Source organism: Streptomyces sp. NRRL S-1022, from assembly GCF_000720135.1.
In the GTDB taxonomy this organism is placed as follows: domain Bacteria; phylum Actinomycetota; class Actinomycetes; order Streptomycetales; family Streptomycetaceae; genus Streptomyces.
The window spans coordinates 188314-204199 of record NZ_JOIU01000016.1; the positions used below are offsets into that span (position 1 = coordinate 188314).

14 protein-coding genes are annotated in these 15886 nt (G+C 73.5%); 11 read left to right on the plus strand and 3 right to left on the minus strand.

What is annotated here, in order from left to right:
- The first annotated feature begins 462 nt into the window (after positions 1–462).
- Both sucC and sucD read left to right on the plus strand, forming a co-directional pair.
- Positions 463–1641, plus strand: a complete 1179-nt coding sequence (sucC, locus tag IG05_RS0123780) for an ADP-forming succinate--CoA ligase subunit beta (protein WP_030345581.1) — start codon at positions 463–465, stop codon at positions 1639–1641.
- Positions 1642–1667: 26 nt separating this feature from the next.
- Entirely contained in the window at positions 1668–2552 is an 885-nt protein-coding gene (gene sucD / locus IG05_RS0123785; RefSeq protein WP_030345583.1) for a succinate--CoA ligase subunit alpha, read from the plus strand.
- 116 nt (positions 2553–2668) lie between these two features.
- Here the strand turns inward: sucD and IG05_RS0123790 are convergent, their stop codons facing one another.
- Positions 2669–3655: an RNA polymerase sigma factor gene (locus IG05_RS0123790; protein WP_420707623.1), complete on the minus strand. Its 987-nt coding sequence runs from the start codon at positions 3653–3655 to the stop codon at positions 2669–2671.
- On the opposite strand from IG05_RS0123790, the gene IG05_RS42490 reads away from it, so the two are divergent.
- Positions 3647–5821 (plus strand): DUF6350 family protein, encoded by a 2175-nt coding sequence (locus IG05_RS42490; RefSeq protein WP_234335985.1) that lies wholly within the window; start codon positions 3647–3649, stop codon positions 5819–5821. The two genes, IG05_RS0123790 and IG05_RS42490, sit on opposite strands and share 9 nt — an antisense overlap.
- 6 nt (positions 5822–5827) lie before the next feature.
- On the opposite strand, the gene IG05_RS45610 is transcribed toward IG05_RS42490, so the two are convergent.
- Positions 5828–6877, minus strand: a complete 1050-nt coding sequence (locus IG05_RS45610) for a hypothetical protein (protein ID WP_078894407.1) — start codon at positions 6875–6877, stop codon at positions 5828–5830.
- Between the two features lie 294 nt (positions 6878–7171).
- Between IG05_RS45610 and purN the strand changes: the two genes are divergently transcribed.
- From purN to IG05_RS0123825, 4 genes are all read left to right on the plus strand, one after another.
- Entirely contained in the window at positions 7172–7810 is a 639-nt protein-coding gene (gene purN / locus IG05_RS0123810) for a phosphoribosylglycinamide formyltransferase (RefSeq protein ID WP_030345590.1), read from the plus strand.
- Positions 7807–9369 (plus strand): bifunctional phosphoribosylaminoimidazolecarboxamide formyltransferase/IMP cyclohydrolase, encoded by a 1563-nt coding sequence (purH, locus tag IG05_RS0123815; protein WP_030345592.1) that lies wholly within the window; start codon positions 7807–7809, stop codon positions 9367–9369. The genes purN and purH overlap by 4 nt, the downstream gene beginning before the upstream one ends.
- Before the next feature lie 187 nt (positions 9370–9556).
- Entirely contained in the window at positions 9557–10882 is a 1326-nt protein-coding gene (locus IG05_RS0123820) for a sensor histidine kinase (RefSeq protein ID WP_030345593.1), read from the plus strand.
- On the plus strand, positions 10846–11490 hold the full coding sequence (locus tag IG05_RS0123825; protein ID WP_030345595.1) for a LuxR C-terminal-related transcriptional regulator: 645 nt from the start codon (positions 10846–10848) through the stop codon (positions 11488–11490). The genes IG05_RS0123820 and IG05_RS0123825 overlap by 37 nt, the downstream gene beginning before the upstream one ends.
- 98 nt (positions 11491–11588) lie before the next feature.
- Here the strand turns inward: IG05_RS0123825 and IG05_RS0123830 are convergent, their stop codons facing one another.
- Entirely contained in the window at positions 11589–12197 is a 609-nt protein-coding gene (locus IG05_RS0123830) for a hypothetical protein (RefSeq protein WP_030345600.1), read from the minus strand.
- Between the two features lie 236 nt (positions 12198–12433).
- On the opposite strand from IG05_RS0123830, the gene IG05_RS0123835 reads away from it, so the two are divergent.
- The 4 genes from IG05_RS0123835 (at position 12434) to IG05_RS0123850 (ending at position 15835) form a co-directional block, all read left to right on the plus strand.
- On the plus strand, positions 12434–13288 hold the full coding sequence (locus tag IG05_RS0123835; protein WP_030345602.1) for a bifunctional methylenetetrahydrofolate dehydrogenase/methenyltetrahydrofolate cyclohydrolase: 855 nt from the start codon (positions 12434–12436) through the stop codon (positions 13286–13288).
- A complete protein-coding gene (locus IG05_RS0123840) occupies positions 13278–13751 on the plus strand; it encodes a DUF3017 domain-containing protein (RefSeq protein WP_030345604.1) in 474 nt (157 codons plus the stop codon). Before IG05_RS0123835 ends, IG05_RS0123840 begins: the two co-directional genes overlap by 11 nt.
- Positions 13752–14020: 269 nt before the next feature.
- Positions 14021–15136 (plus strand): sensor histidine kinase, encoded by a 1116-nt coding sequence (locus tag IG05_RS0123845; protein ID WP_051790182.1) that lies wholly within the window; start codon positions 14021–14023, stop codon positions 15134–15136.
- A 33-nt stretch (positions 15137–15169) separates the two neighbouring features.
- On the plus strand, positions 15170–15835 hold the full coding sequence (locus IG05_RS0123850; RefSeq protein WP_030345607.1) for a response regulator: 666 nt from the start codon (positions 15170–15172) through the stop codon (positions 15833–15835).
- The last annotated feature ends 51 nt before the right edge of the window (positions 15836–15886 follow it).

Below are 15886 nucleotides of genomic sequence, written 5' to 3' on the forward strand. Positions count from 1 at the left end.
GGGCACCCGGTGGGCAGCCGGGCCGAGTGTCCGGAGCAGCTCCACGGGGTGGCCGGCCTCCGGGTGGCCGAAGCCGTCGGCCCGTCCGGGCGGCGCCCCGCGGACGGGACGGGTGGTCCCCATTGGGGTGGGGATCAAACGCCCCGGCCCCGGTCGCCCGGGGCCGCCAGGGGGGTCTCACCGGGTCCACCCCAGCCCGGTGAGGCCTCGCACATCGCCCGTACCGGAGCGATGCGGCGGCACCCCGTGCCAGGGAACCCGGCATCATGTGACAGGTATCACCGCTCACGTGTGACCCTCGATTTAGGGAGCCCCCGCAAGCGGCGATAACCTGCGAGACGGACATGCCGCGCGCTCGGACACCGTGTGCGCCTCCCTTGTGACAAGCGGACGTCACGTTGCCCTTCGCGGCACGCCCACGCATCCAACGAACCGCGAGATCACTGATAGGGACGGAAGCGCGTGGACCTGTTCGAGTACCAGGCGAGGGACCTCTTCGCCAAGCACGATGTACCGGTGCTGGCCGGTGAAGTCATCGACACGCCTGAGGCGGCGCGCGAGATCACCGAGCGTCTGGGCGGCAAGTCCGTCGTCAAGGCGCAGGTGAAGGTCGGTGGTCGCGGCAAGGCCGGTGGCGTCAAGCTGGCCGCCACTGCGGACGAGGCCGTCGCCCGCGCGACGGACATCCTCGGCATGGACATCAAGGGCCACACGGTCCACAAGGTCATGATCGCCGAGACCGCTCCGGAGATCGTCGAGGAGTACTACGTCTCCTTCCTCCTCGACCGTGCGAACCGCACCTTCCTCTCCATCGCCTCCGTCGAGGGCGGCATGGAGATCGAGGAGGTGGCGGCCACCCGTCCGGAGGCCGTCGCCAAGACCGCGATCGACCCGATCGACGGTGTGGACGAGGCCAAGGCCCGCGAGATCGTGGAGGCCGCCAAGTTCCCGGCCGAGGTCGCGGACAAGATCGTCAACGTCCTGGTCAAGCTGTGGGACACCTTCATCAAGTCGGACGCCCTCCTGGTCGAGGTCAACCCGCTCGCGAAGGTCGCCTCCGGCGAGGTCATCGCCCTCGACGGCAAGGTTTCGCTGGACGACAACGCCGAGTTCCGCCACCCCGAGTACGAGGAGCTCCACGACAAGGCCGCCGCCAACCCGCTCGAAGCGGCCGCCAAGGAGAAGGGCCTCAACTACGTCAAGCTCGACGGTGAGGTCGGCATCATCGGCAACGGCGCCGGTCTCGTCATGAGCACCCTGGACGTCGTCGCGTACGCCGGTGAGAACCACGGCGGCGTGAAGCCCGCCAACTTCCTGGACATCGGTGGTGGCGCCTCCGCCCAGGTGATGGCGAACGGCCTGGAGATCATCCTGGGCGACCCGGACGTCAAGTCCGTCTTCGTGAACGTCTTCGGTGGCATCACCGCCTGTGACGAGGTCGCCAACGGCATCGTGCAGGCCCTGAAGCTCCTGGAGGACCGCGGCGAAAAGGTCGAGAAGCCGCTCGTCGTCCGCCTCGACGGCAACAACGCCGAGCTGGGCCGGAGGATCCTCACGGACGCCGACCACCCGCTGGTGCAGCGCGTCGACACCATGGACGGCGCGGCCGACAAGGCCGCCGAGCTGGCCGCCGCCAAGTAAGCACGAGGACGAGGACTCAAACCACCATGGCTATCTGGCTCAACAAGGACAGCAAGGTCATCGTCCAGGGCATGACCGGCGCCACCGGCATGAAGCACACCAAGCTCATGCTCGGTGACGGCACGAACGTCGTGGGCGGCGTGAACCCGCGCAAGGCGGGTCAGACCGTGGACTTCGACGGTACCGAGGTACCCGTCTTCGGCACCGTCAAGGAGGCCGTCGAGAAGACCGGCGCCAACGTCTCCGTCATCTTCGTGCCGGAGAAGTTCACCAAGGACGCGGTCGTCGAGGCCATCGACGCCGAGATCCCGCTGGCCGTCGTGATCACCGAGGGCATCGCCGTGCACGACACGGCCGCCTTCTGGTCGTACGCCGGCAAGAAGGGCAACAAGACCCGGATCATCGGCCCGAACTGCCCCGGCATCATCACCCCGGGCCAGTCGAACGTCGGCATCATCCCGGGCGACATCACCAAGCCGGGCCGCATCGGCCTGGTGTCGAAGTCCGGCACGCTGACGTACCAGATGATGTACGAGCTGCGGGACATCGGCTTCTCCACCGCCGTCGGCATCGGTGGCGACCCGATCATCGGCACCACGCACATCGACGCCCTGGCCGCGTTCCAGGACGACCCCGACACCGACCTGATCGTGATGATCGGTGAGATCGGCGGCGACGCCGAGGAGCGCGCGGCCGCGTTCATCAAGGAGAACGTGACCAAGCCGGTCGTCGGTTACGTCGCGGGCTTCACCGCGCCCGAGGGCAAGACCATGGGCCACGCCGGCGCCATCGTCTCCGGTTCCTCCGGCACCGCCCAGGCCAAGAAGGAGGCCCTGGAGGCCGCGGGCGTCAAGGTCGGCAAGACCCCGACCGAGACGGCCAAGCTCGCTCGCGAGATCCTGAGCGCCTGAGCCTCGCAGCACCTGTCGGTAGGCCCGTTCCCCGCGCCGGGGGCGGGCCTACCGCCGTTCCCGCCCACCTGCCCCGGCCGGCCCGGGCGCCCCTGCGGCCCGGGCCGGCCGGGCCCTCACCGCGGTTCCGGGAACACCCGCTCCGGGCCGGTCGTCTCCCGGTGCAGCTTGGCCTTCAGGGCCTGCTCCTTGCGGGAGAGCGGGCCCGCGGCGGCCGGCGGCGGAACCCCCTGCACCGCCTGGGCCGGAGCCACCGGGGCCTCGTAGCGCCTCGGTGCCGTCCGCAGCGTGAGCGTCGTCGCGCCGATGATCGTGACCGTGAAGGCGATGGCCGCCCGGGTCCAGAAGACGTTGCGGCGTTCGCACCCGGTGCGCACCACCGTCGGCCGCGCCGCCCGCAGGTGCTCCGTCGAGGCCAGTTCGAGCAGCCGGCGGTGCAGCTCGGCGGGGTCGGCCAGCTCCGGCAGCCGCGCGGCCACCGCCTCCCGCGCATGGGTGAGCCGGTTCGCGGCGGCGGGTGTGCTCGACTCGGTCTCCGCGGCCGTCTCCGGCAGGTCGAGGCCCACACCGTCGTACAGGACGAGGGTGCGCCGGTACGCCGCCGGCAGTTCGAGGAGCGTGTGCAGCAGCTCCCGGTCGGCCGGGTCGGCGGGCGGGGGTTCGGGGGACCGGTAGCGGGGGCGGAAGCGGTGCCAGGGGGAGAGCGCGCAGTCGTACGCCACCGCCCGCACCCAGCCGGCCGGATCCCGGTCCTGGGCCACCTCCGGCCAGCGCTGCCAGGCCAGCTGGAAGGCCCGCTCCACGGACTCGCGGGCCAGCTCCCGGCGCCCGGTCAGCAGATAGGTCTGGCGTACGAGGGCGGGTGCGCAGAAGGCGTACAGCGCGTCGAAGGCCTGAGCGGGCGTCAGTGGGCTCGTCCTGCCCGCCGTCAGATTCGCCTGTCGGGACCGTTCCTGAGGGGCCGTCGGCTCGGGGCTCTGTGTCTTCACCATGCACCCTTCCGTACGAAAAAGAACATAAACGTATATTGAGCGACACTTCGGAAGTTCGCCTGTTGCGACGGGAAAGCGCGTGTCGTTGGGAGCATGGCGTGCGTGATCCAGACGACCGCTCGCCGCCCGCCGCTGACGCTCCTGCTCTCCCGCATGCGCGACCGTTCGCCCGGCCTCGCCGCGAGCCTGCTCGGCGGTGCGGTCGCGGCCGGACTGGGCCTGGGTTCGTTCGCCGTGCTCGTCATGGTGCTCTGGGTCAGCTCGCCGTACCCCGACAGCGGACCGGGCGGCGCCCTGCACATCGCCGCCGCCCTGTGGCTGCTCGCGCACGGCGTCGAACTCGTCCGCACCGACACGCTCTCCGGCGCGCCCATGCCCGTCGGCCTCACCCCGCTGCTGCTGCTCGCCCTGCCGCTGTGGCTGGTCCACCGGGCGGCGCGGGACGCCACGGACGCCTCCGCCGAACCGGACGGTCCGCCGCCGGTGGGGGCGCGCACCGCGTGGACCGGCGTGGTCCTCGGCTATCTGGTTGTCGGCGCCGCCGCGACGCTGTACTGCTCCGGCGGCGAACTGCACCCGCGATGGGTCTCGGTGACGGTGTGTCTGCCGCTGGTCGCGGCGAGCGCGGCCGGCACCGGGGTGTGGTCGGCGTACGGCCGTCCGCCCGAGCCGGTGCTGCGCGTGCTGGTGGTGGTGCCGGGACCGGTGCGGCGGCTGGTGTTCGGCACGGACGCGGGGGCCCGGCTGGGCACCGCCGTCCGCGCCGCCGGTGCCGCGACGACCGTGCTCTTCGGGGGCGGCGCCCTGCTGGTCGGGGTGTCACTGGTCTGGCACGGCGAGCCGGCGCGGGCCTCCTTCCTGCAGCTGACGGAGGGCTGGACGGGCCGGTTCGCGGTGCTGCTGCTCGGCATCGCGCTGCTCCCCAACGCGGCGGTGTGGGCCGCGTCCTACGCGCTCGGCCCCGGCTTCCTCCTCGGGACCGGGCACCTGGTCCACCCGCTCGCCTCCCACCCGGCCCCGCTGCTGCCGCCGTTCCCGCTGCTGGCCGCGGTGCCCGCTGCGGGCACCGGTACGCCCGAGAACTGGGCGGCGGGCGTGGTGCCGGCGGTGGCCGGGATGACGGCGGGATGGTTCGTGGCCCGGGCGGCCGTGCGGCGGCCGGCGTCCGGTGCACCGGCGCGGGCCCGCTGGTCGGCCGGCCGGACCGCCGGGGTGGTCCTGCTGACCGCCCTGGTCTGCGCCGCGGCCCTCGCCCTGCTCGCCGAGCTGGCGGGCGGCCCCCTGGGGGTGGCCGCACTGGCCCGCCTGGGCCCGCTGTGGTGGCGGACCGGGGGCGCGGCCGGGGCCTGGACGCTGGTGTTCGCGCTGCCGGTGGCGCTGATCGGCCGGGCCTGGCGGCTGCGCCGCCGGCGCCGGCACCGCGGCGGCATTCCGGCACAGGCCACGGAGACGGGAGCGGTGGGCGGGGCGAAGGGCGGCGCCGTCCCGCCGGCGGCGGCGACTGCCGCGCCGGCGCCCGCGACCGGGAAGGCCGCCGAGGCGGGGGACGCGGCGCGCACCGGCGCGGTGGCCGGCGCGGCCCCGGACGCGGTCAGGGCTGCGGACGCGGTCAGGGGCCCGGATGGGGTCAGGGGTCCGGATGTGGTCAGGGCTGAGGACGTGGTCAAGGCTGCGGGCGCGGTCAGGCCGGACGCGGTCAGGGCTCCCGACAGGGTCAGGCCGGATGTGGTCGGGCCGGACCTGGTCGGGCCGGACGCGGTCGGCGCCCCGGGCCCGGTCGAGGCCGACGAGGTGCCGGCCCCGGCCCCCGGCGGCGGCGCACCGGCCGCGACCGGCACCGACGGCGGGAATGGGGCCGGCGAAACCGTGGGCAGGCCCAGGCTCTGGGGCCGGGGCAAGGGGACGGCCAAGGAGGGCACGCCCGCTCAGGCGCCCGGTACGGCTGGTACGGCTGGTGCGGACGAGGAGGAGCCGTACGACGTCCTCCCCGCCGTCGAACCGTTCCCGACCTCCTACCCGAGCCCCCTCCCGGCCTCGTTCACCGAGCCGTTCCCCGCGGGCTGGCACGACGACGTCGCCCGGGCCTCGCGCTGGGCGGCCCTGAAAGAGGCGGCGGGCACCCCCGAGGACGGCGCCGGCACCGCCCTGGGGCCGAACCCGGCGGCCGGGCCGAACCCCGCGACCGGGTCGGACACCGCGACCGGCCCGGATCCCGAGCCCGGGCCGCAGCCGGGTGCCGGCCCGCGCCCCGGCGCCGGCCCGGAAGCCGCCGGGTGAGCGGCGTCAGCTGTCGTCGACGCCCAGGACGCCGCGCAGCTCCCGGGGCAGCAGGGTGTCGCAGGACTGCTTGGCCTGATGGGTCAGGGCGTCGCTCACGCAGGTGTAGTAGTCGCGGTAGACGAGTTGCACGGTGAAGGTGGACGCCACCAGGACCAGGGCCAGGGACGCCGTGACCAGGCCGCTGACGGCCGCCGTCCTCTGGGGCCGGCCGGCCTGGGCCGCCGGAGCCGCCGAACCGGTGGGAGTCGCCGGGGCGTCCGGGGCCGGCCGGCGCGGCTTGGCGCGCAGCGCGCTGCTGCCCCAGTACAGGGCCAGCGCGCCCAGCAGCAGCGCCACGTAGGGCCAGCTGAACAGGGCGAAGAAGACCGCCCACATGCCGGAGAGCAGGGCGTACCGCGCACGGCGCTGGGCCGGGTCCGTCGGGTCCCAGCGCATGCCGGAGCCGGCCGGTCCGCCGGGTCCCTGCGGGCCACCGCCCGGCCGCTCACCGAAGCCGTCGGGGGAGCGGCCGGGCTGCCGGTCACTCCACTGACTGCCGCGGTGAGGGCCACCGGCCGGTCCCTGACCGCCACCGGGGCCGTGCCCGCCACCAGGACCCTGACCGTGCCCCTGACCGGGCCCGTATCCCGGCCCCTGGCCGTGTCCGGGGCCGTATCCCGGCCCCTGGCCGTGTCCGGGCCCGTATCCCGGACCTTGTCCCTGTCCCTGACCCTGTCCGGCGCCGGGCGCGCCCCCAGGGTGGCGCGGCTGCCACGGCCGGTCCGGAGTCCCTTCCGGCGGCGGTGCGAACGGATTGTCGTCCTGCTGCTGCCGCCCGCCATCGTGGCCGGAGCCACCCTGCCCGGAGCCGCCCCGACCCGGTCCGCCGCCCCATCCGGAACCGCCTTGGCCCGCACCCTGCCCGGAACCGCCCTGGCCCGAGCCGTCGGGGCCGCCCCCCGGTGTCCGGGTGGGCGGTGACGTCGGGCGCTCCCGCAGCAGCGCGGCGCCACGCTCGCCCCCCTGGGCCGGGCGCGGCGGGAACGTGAGGAGTCGCAGGCTGCGATCGGGCATCAAAAGAGCGTCTTCCCCTAGGTGACTACGGCGGTCCGTCATGAGCTTCCACCCCCTGAACGCACCGCACGACGACCGCGTTCCCGAGGCTGCTCCTTCGTGGCTCCGTGCGAACGCTACCGTCCGGCCGGCCACCCGTCCCCGGGGCCCCTTCCCGAGTGCCGGTATCGTTGCTGGCGGTCGGCCGCTTCGTAGACTTCCCCGTATACGGGGGCGCGAAGCATTCGTACGACTGTACAAACAGCCCGGCCGGTCGACGGCCGGACAGATCGTTTCCCGAGAAAGGGCCCCACCGTGGCCGCCACCACCCCTGGCCCAGCGGTCAAGCGCCTCGTCGTGCTGGTCTCCGGGTCCGGTACCAACCTGCAGGCGCTCCTGGACGAGATCGAGCGCACCGGAGCCGAGTCGTACGGTGCGCGGATCGTCGCCGTCGGGGCCGACCGCGCCGGCGTCGAGGGGCTGGCCCGCGCCGAGCGCGCCGGGATCCCCACCTTCGTCTGCAAGGTCAAGGACCACGGCTCCCGCGAGGAGTGGGACGCGGCGCTCGCCGGGGCCGTCGCCGCCCACGAACCCGACCTCGTCGTCTCCGCCGGCTTCATGAAGATCGTCGGCAAGGAGTTCCTGGCCCGCTTCGGCGGACGGTTCGTCAACACCCACCCGGCCCTGCTGCCCAGTTTTCCGGGGGCCCACGGGGTCCGTGACGCACTCGCGTACGGCGCCAGGGTCACCGGCTGCACCGTCCACTTCGTCGACGACGGCGTCGACACCGGGCCGATCATCGCCCAGGGCGTGGTCGAGGTCCGGGACGAGGACGACGAGAGCGCGCTGCACGAGCGCATCAAGGAAGTCGAGCGAAGGCTGCTCGTCGAGGTCGTGGGGCGGCTCGCCCGCAACGGCTATCGCATTGAGGGACGAAAGGTAGTTATCCAGTGACCGCCGAGAGCAACAAGCGGCCCCTTCGCCGGGCGCTCGTCAGCGTCTACGACAAGACCGGCCTGGAGGAGCTGGCCCGCGGGCTGCACGAGGCAGGCGTCGAGCTGGTCTCCACCGGCTCCACGGCCGGCCGGATCGCCGCCGCCGGCGTCCCCGTCACCAAGGTCGAGGAACTGACCGGCTTCCCCGAGTGCCTGGACGGCCGGGTCAAGACCCTGCACCCGCGCGTGCACGCCGGCATCCTCGCCGACCTGCGCCTGGACAGCCACCGTGAGCAGCTCGCCGAACTGGGCGTGGAGCCGTTCGACCTCGTCGTCGTCAACCTCTACCCGTTCCGCGAGACCGTCGCCTCGGGCGCCTCGGCGGACGAGTGCGTCGAGCAGATCGACATCGGTGGCCCCTCGATGGTCCGCGCCGCAGCCAAGAACCACCCGTCCGTCGCCGTGGTCACCAGTCCGGAGCGGTACGCCGACGTGCTCGCCGCGGTCAAGGACGGCGGCTTCGACCTCGCCGCCCGCAAGCGCCTGGCCGCGGAGGCCTTCCGGCACACGGCGGAGTACGACATCGCCGTCTCCTCCTGGTTCGCCTCCTCCTACGCCCCCGCGGACGACTCGCAGTTCCCCGACTTCGTCGCCTCCTCGCTGCAGCGCGCGCACACCCTGCGCTACGGCGAGAACCCGCACCAGCCCGCCGCCCTCTACACCTCCGGCGAGGGCGGGCTCGCGGCGGCCGAGCAGCTGCACGGCAAGGAGATGTCGTACAACAACTACACGGACACGGACGCCGCCCGCCGTGCCGCGTACGACCACGCCGAGCCCTGCGTCGCGATCATCAAGCACGCCAACCCCTGCGGCATCGCGGTCGGCGCGGACGTCGCCGAGGCGCACCGCAAGGCGCACGCCTGCGACCCGGTCTCCGCGTACGGCGGTGTGATCGCCGTGAACCGGCCGGTCAGCAAGGAGATGGCCGAGCAGGTCGCCGACATCTTCACCGAGGTCATCGTGGCCCCGGACTACGAGGAGGGCGCGCTGGAGGCCCTCACCAAGAAGAAGAACATCCGCGTGCTGCGCTGCCCGGAGGGCCCGTCCCACCCGGTCGAGGTCAAGCCGATCGACGGCGGCGCGCTGCTCCAGGTCGCCGACCGGCTCCAGGCCGACGGCGACGACCCGGCCAACTGGACGCTGGCCTCCGGCGAGGCGCTGTCCTCCGAGGAGCTCCAGCAGCTCGCCTTCGCGTGGAAGGCGTGCCGCGCGGTGAAGTCCAACGCGATCCTGCTGGCCAAGGACGGCGCCTCGGTCGGCGTCGGCATGGGCCAGGTCAACCGCGTCGACTCCTGCAAGCTGGCCGTCGAGCGGGCCGGCGAGGAGCGGGCCCGGGGTTCGTTCGCGGCCTCGGACGCGTTCTTCCCGTTCCCCGACGGCCCGGAGATCCTCATCGGCGCCGGCGTCCGGGCGATCGTCCAGCCCGGCGGCTCCATCCGCGACGAGCAGGTCGTGGAGGCGGCGAAGAAGGCCGGCGTGACGATGTACTTCACCGGCACGCGCCACTTCTTCCACTGATCGCGCAGCGCGCCCCCGGCGCATGCGTGTGGTCCCGCCCGTCGGCCGACGGGCGGGACCACGCCTTTGTGACGGCGGTTCACCCCCGGTCCGCCCGAGAGGGGAGTTTTTCCCACCGACTCCGCCCGCCCCCCGCCCGCACAATGAGGGCCTGAGCCGGAACACCGACCAGGGGGGTACGGAACATATGGACGACCGGGCGAGGCAGCAACTCGGGGGGTTCCGGCCGCCGGAACCGGTCAGCGGGTTCTCGGTGTCCGCCGGACTGACGGCTCTGCGCCGGGCGGCGACGCTGTACCGGATGTCGCTGGCGGCCTTCGGCCGGTCGCTCGCCGTGGGCGGCGCGGTCGGCCTGGCGGGCCCGGGCCTCGGCCTGGTGCCGCGGGCCGTGCGAGGGGTGCGCGGGCTGGCCGCACGGCAGCGGGAACTCGCCCGGCGCTGGTCGGGCGTGGAGATCCCCGGCCCGCCCGGACCGCTGCCGCCCGCGCCCGCGGGTCACTCGGGCGCCGTCGCCCGTTACCGCTGGATCATGGGCGACCCGCAGACCCGGCGGGAGTACCTGTGGGTGCTCCTGGACCCGGTCGCGGGCGGACTGCTGGCCTTCCTGCCGTTCGCGCTGATCCTGAACGGTCTGTGGGGCGTCTTCCTCGCCTTCTTCGGGGTGCCGCTGTCCGCCGAGTGGGACGGCCTGTGGTACGGCTTCATCCCCGTCGAGGGCCGGGCCACCGCGGTGCTCGCCGGAGTCCTGGGCCTGCTCCAGCTGCCGCTCGCCCTGTGGGCCGCCCCGCGCGTCGTACGCCGGCACGCGAGGTACACCAGGGCGATGCTCGCGCCGGGCGAGAGCGAGCTGATGGCCGGGCGGATCCGGCACCTGGCCGCCACCCGCTCCGCCGCGGTGGACACGCAGATGGCGGAGATCCGCCGGATCGAACGTGATCTGCACGACGGCGCCCAGGCCCGGCTGGTGGCCATGGGCATGACCCTGGACGCGGCCGAGCGCCTGCTGGAGACCGACCCGCAGGCCGTGCGCGGCCTGCTGGCCGAGGCCCGGCAGTCGTCCTCGGCGGCGCTGGAGGAGCTGCGCGACCTGGTCCGCGGCATCCACCCGCCCGTCCTCGCCGACCGCGGACTGGCCGACGCCGTACGGGCGTTGGCCCTCGTCAGCCCGGTCGCCACCGAGGTGCGGGCCGAGTTGGCGGGCCGGCCCGAGATGCCGGTCGAGTCCGCCGCCTACTTCGCCGTGTCGGAGATCCTCACCAACGTGGCCAAGCACGCGGGGGCCGGCCGGGCCTGGATCGACCTTCGTTACGATCACGGGACGCTCCGCATCAGCGTGACCGACGACGGTGACGGCGGCGCCGACGCCTCCCGCGGCACCGGCCTGCGGGGCATCGAGCGGCGGCTCGCCACCTTCGACGGCGTACTGGCGGTGAGCAGTCCGGTGGGCGGACCGACGATGGTGACGATGGAGATCCCGTGCGTGTTGTCCTCGCCGAAGACCACTTCCTGCTGAGGGACGGGCTGATCCGGTTGCTCGCGGCCTACGGCCACGACGTGGTGGCCGCCGTCGACAACGGGGCCGACCTGCTGCGGGCGCTGGGCCGGGAACGGCCGGACGTCGCGGTCGTCGACGTACGGCTGCCGCCGGACTTCACCGACGAGGGCCTGCGGGCCGTCCTGGCCGCCCGCGAGGAGAACCCGGAGCTGCCGGTGCTGCTGCTCTCCCAGTACGTCGAGCCGCTGTACGCCCGCGAACTGCTCGCCGGCGGCGGGCGTGCCGTCGGCTACCTGCTCAAGGACCGGGTCACCGACGGGGCCGGGTTCCTCGACGCCATCGCGCGGGTGGCCGCGGGCGGCACCGCCCTCGACCCCGAGGTCGTCTCCCGGCTGCTGGCCCGCAAGGAGCGCGACGCGTCCGTCGGCAGCCTCTCCGCACGGGAGCGCGAGGTCCTCGAACTCGTCGCCCAGGGCCGCTCCAACGCGGGCATCGCGCAGGCCCTGTTCGTCACCGAGAAGGCCGTCGCCAAGCACATCGGCAACATCTTCACCAAGCTGGACCTGCACCCGACCGACACCGACAACCGCCGCGTCCTGGCCGTCCTGGCGTACCTGGGCCGGTGAGGGCCATCAGGCCCGGAGGAACGGCCCCGGGAACACACCGGGCCGCACCCCGTCCGGGCGGACGGGACGCGGCCCCGGGTGTTCGGGTGCCGGGCGGCTCAGTACCGCGGGCGGTTGAACCAGGCCGAGGCCGAGCTGGTGACCATCGACGCGAGGATGATGCCGGCCATCGCGAGCGAGATCAGCCCGCCGAAGGTGGCGGAACCGTTCTGACCGCTCGCGATGTTGGTGATGCCACCGAGGATCATCAGCGCGGCGTAGACGATCGTGGTGATGCGGATGCCGCTGCCGCCGTTCTTGAACTTCACACCCAGGAAGATCGACAGCGCGCCCAGCGCCACCAGCAGCCCCGCGATGAGGAACCCGAGACCGGCCAGGCCGTCGGTGCTGTCACCGGAACCGACCCCATTGGACACGTCCTGGGCCGCACCGATGAAGGCACCCGCGAGCAGACCGAACAGGATCTGGAAGCCGGCCAGGACGAACAGCAGCACCCGCGCGGTCTTCATCAGGCCGGGCATCTCCATCGGGACGCCGTAGCCGGGCTGCCCCAGCGGCGGCGCGGCCGGGTAGCCGTAGCCGGGCTGGCCCTGCGGCGGGGCGGCGGGGTAGCCGTAACCGGGCTGGCCCTGCGGCGGCTGCGGCGGGTAGCCGGGCTGCTGGCCCTGCGGGGGACCGTAGGGGTTGTTGGGGTCGCCAAAGCTCATGGCGGTCTTCCTCCGTTGCTCAAGTGCGGGGACGACGCGCGGCACGGTTCGGAGGAGAGTTCTACAGATGCGGTCCGTCCCCCCGGCACTGCCCGCGGCACTGTGTGCTCATCGTTCTTTAGCGGGCTCTTACTTGTCCAGCCGGATACGCCAGGTGTTGTGCAAGTGCAACATCACTGATCATGCTGTGACACCCGGATTGGAACCGGGGCCGGGTCATCCGCGAGGATGGGACCATGACCGCCCAGATTCTCGATGGCAAGGCCACCGCAGCAGCGATCAAGTCCGACCTGACCGCCCGCGTGGCGGCGCTGAGGGAGCGGGGCGTCACGCCCGGCCTCGGCACGATCCTGGTCGGGGAGGACCCCGGCAGCCAGAAGTACGTCGCCGGCAAGCACCGCGACTGCGCCCAGGTGGGCATCGCCTCCATCCAGCGCGAGCTGCCGGCGACGGCCACCCAGGAGGAGATCGAGGCGGTCGTCCGCGAGCTGAACGAGGACCCCGCCTGCACCGGCTACATCGTCCAGCTGCCGCTGCCCAAGGGCATCGACGAGAACCGCATCCTGGAACTCATGGACCCGGCCAAGGACGCCGACGGCCTGCACCCGATGAACCTCGGGCGCCTGGTGCTCAACGAGCCGGCCCCGCTGCCCTGCACCCCCAACGGCATCATCAGCCTGCTGCGCGCCCACGGCGTGGAGATCAAGGGCGCCGAGGTCGTGGTCGTCGGCCGCGGTGTCACCATCGGCCGCCCGATGCCGCTGCTGCTCACCCGGCGCAGCGAGAACGCCACCGTCACCCAGTGCCACACCGGCACCCGTGACCTCTCCGCCCACCTGAAGCGGGCCGACATCATCATCGCCGCGGCCGGCTTCCCGCACCTGATCCGCGCCGAGGACGTCAAGCCGGGCGCGGCCGTCCTGGACGTCGGTGTCTCCCGCAACGCCGAGGGCAGGATCGTCGGCGACGTCCACCCGGACGTGACCGGGGTGGCCGGCTGGATCTCCCCGAACCCGGGCGGCGTCGGCCCGATGACCCGGGCGCAGCTGCTGGTCAACGTGGTCGAGGCGGCGGAGCGCAGTGCCGGCTGAGGACGCCCGCGGGTCCGCGGAACCGACCGTGCGCGACGCGATCAGCGCCCCCGACGCCGAGGGGCGCCCGCGCCGCGTCACCCGCCGCTTCCCGCTGTTCACCAAGGACACCGCACGCCCCGAGGGCGGCGGCCGGGCCGCGGCCGGTGACGCCCCGGCGCCCGCCCGGCAGTGGCCGGTGCTCGTGGTGCTGTCGGCGGTGGCCCTCGGCCTGCTGCTGACGGCGCTCGACATGCTGCGCATCGGCACCCTGCTGATCGGCGCCGCGCTGCTGGCCGGTGCCGTCCTGCGCTGGGCACTGCCGAGCGTCGGCATGCTCGCCGTCCGCTCCCGCTTCACCGACATCGTCACCTACGGCGTACTCGGCCTGGTCATATCGCTGCTGGCGCTGATGATCCAGCCCGACCCGCTGCTGAAGATGCCGTTCCTGAAGGACATACTGCACCTCACGGTCACCAAGTAGCGGTCCGTGTACGGCCGGTGGCCCGCGCCTCCCCCGGGGGCGCGGGCCACCGTCGTACCCCCCTCCCCGACGGTACGGCCGGCCGCGGCGCACCGCCTCCGCCTCCGGGCCGAACCGTCGTACCGCCTCCGGGGACAGCCGGCCGGGCCCTGCAACTTCGGCGGTACCGCACCCGGTTGACTCCGGTGCGCGCCCGTGCGCGTTACCCTGCGGCGGTGCGACTGAGGAGCCCCCGCCCGCTGGTCGTGGACACGCTGATCGCGGTGGCCATGGTCGTGGTGGCCGTCCTGCTCGGGCAGGAGTCCCGGTCGCAGGGATGGCCGGAACTCGACGCCCGCGCCTATGTGCTGGTCGTCCTCGCCCACCTCCCGGTCGCCCTGCGCAGCCGCCACCCCCTCGCCGTCTTCACCGTCATCGAGGCCGCCGCGGTCGGCTTCGTCACCCTCGGCTACTGGCCGGTGGTGTGCACCTTCGGCGCCATGCTCGCCCTCTACACCGTGGCCTCCGTCCGCCGGGTGCGCATCGCCCTGGCCTGCGCCGGCTGCATGACGGCGGTCTGGGTGTACGCCGGTGTGGTCAGCCACAGCCCGTCCATGGCCTCCGTGCTCGGCCAGGCCCTGCTGTACTGCTCGGTGCTCGTCTGGTTCGGGCACCTGGCCCGCCGTACCGCCGAACTCACCCGGCAGCTGGGGGCCAAGCAGGCGGAGCGGGCCCGGCGCGCGGTCGCCGAGGAACGCGGCCGGATCGCCCGGGAACTGCACGACGTCGTCGCCCACCACATGTCGGTGATCTCCGTGCAGGCCGGACTCGCCCGGTTCGTCTTCGACTCCGACCCCGGCAAGGCGCGCGGAGCGCTCGGCACGATAGCGGACACCAGCGGCGAGGCCCTGGAGGAGCTGCGGCGCATGCTCCAGGTGCTGCGCGAGGAGGACCCCGAAGCGCCCGCGCGGGCCCCCATGCCCACCCTGGCCCGGCTCGGTGAACTCGTGGACCGGGTCCGGGCCGGCGGCCTGCCCGTGGACCTCGCCGTGCAGGGCACCGCCCGCCCGCTGCCGCCCGGCGTCGAACTGTGCGCCTACCGCGTCGTCCAGGAGGCCCTCACCAACGCCCTCAAGCACGCCGGGCCCGCACACGCGCGCGTGGAACTCCGCTACGCCCCCCATGAGCTGACCGTCCGTGTCACCGACGACGGCGAGGGGGCGGATCCGGCCAGAGTGCCGGTGGGCAGTGGCCATGGCTTGATTGGGATGCGGGAGCGGGCCAAGCTCTACGGGGGGACGATCTCGGTCGGCCCCCGCTCCGAGGGCGGCTACGAGGTCCGGCTGACCCTGCCGACGTCGGCCGCCGAACGCGGCCGCGGGGGCACGCCGGAGACGGAGCGGTAAGGCAGGCGCACGGCGGGGGGACGACCGTACGGGATGACCAGAGTGCTCGTCGTGGACGACCAGTTCCTCATCCGCGCCGGACTCGTCGGCCTGCTGGACGCCGCGCCCGGCTTCGAGGTGGTGGGTGAGGCGGGGGACGGCGAGGAGGCCGTACGGCTCGCCGCCGAGACCCGCCCCGACGTCATCCTCATGGACATCCGCATGCCCGGCGTCAACGGCATCGAGGCCACCGAGCGGATCCTCGCCCAGGCCGCCGACCGCCCGCCCCGGGTCCTGGTGCTGACCACCTTCGACCTGGACGAGTACGTGTACGGGGCGCTGCGCGCCGGCGCCTCCGGGTTCCTGCTGAAGGACTCCGGGCCCGAGCGGCTGCTCGCGGCGGTCACCGCGGTCGACGGCGGCGACGCGCTGTTCGCGCCCAGTGTCACCCGGCGCCTGGTGGAGGCCTTCGCCCGGCAGCAGGAGCCCGCCGGCACCGCACCGCCGCCCGACCTCGGCGTGCTCACCTCCCGGGAGGTGGAGGTCCTCAAGCTCACCGCCCGCGGCCTGTCCAACCTGGAGATCGCCGACCGCCTCTACATCAGCGAGGCCACCGTCAAGACCCACCTCAACCGCACCATGACCAAGCTCGACCTGGGCAGCCGGGCGCAGGCGGTGGTGCTGGCGTACGAGACGGGACTGGTGACCCCGGGCGGCTGACCACCGGCTCCGGTGCGCCGCCCCTCGCGGAACTGGGATCCTTGGTCTGCG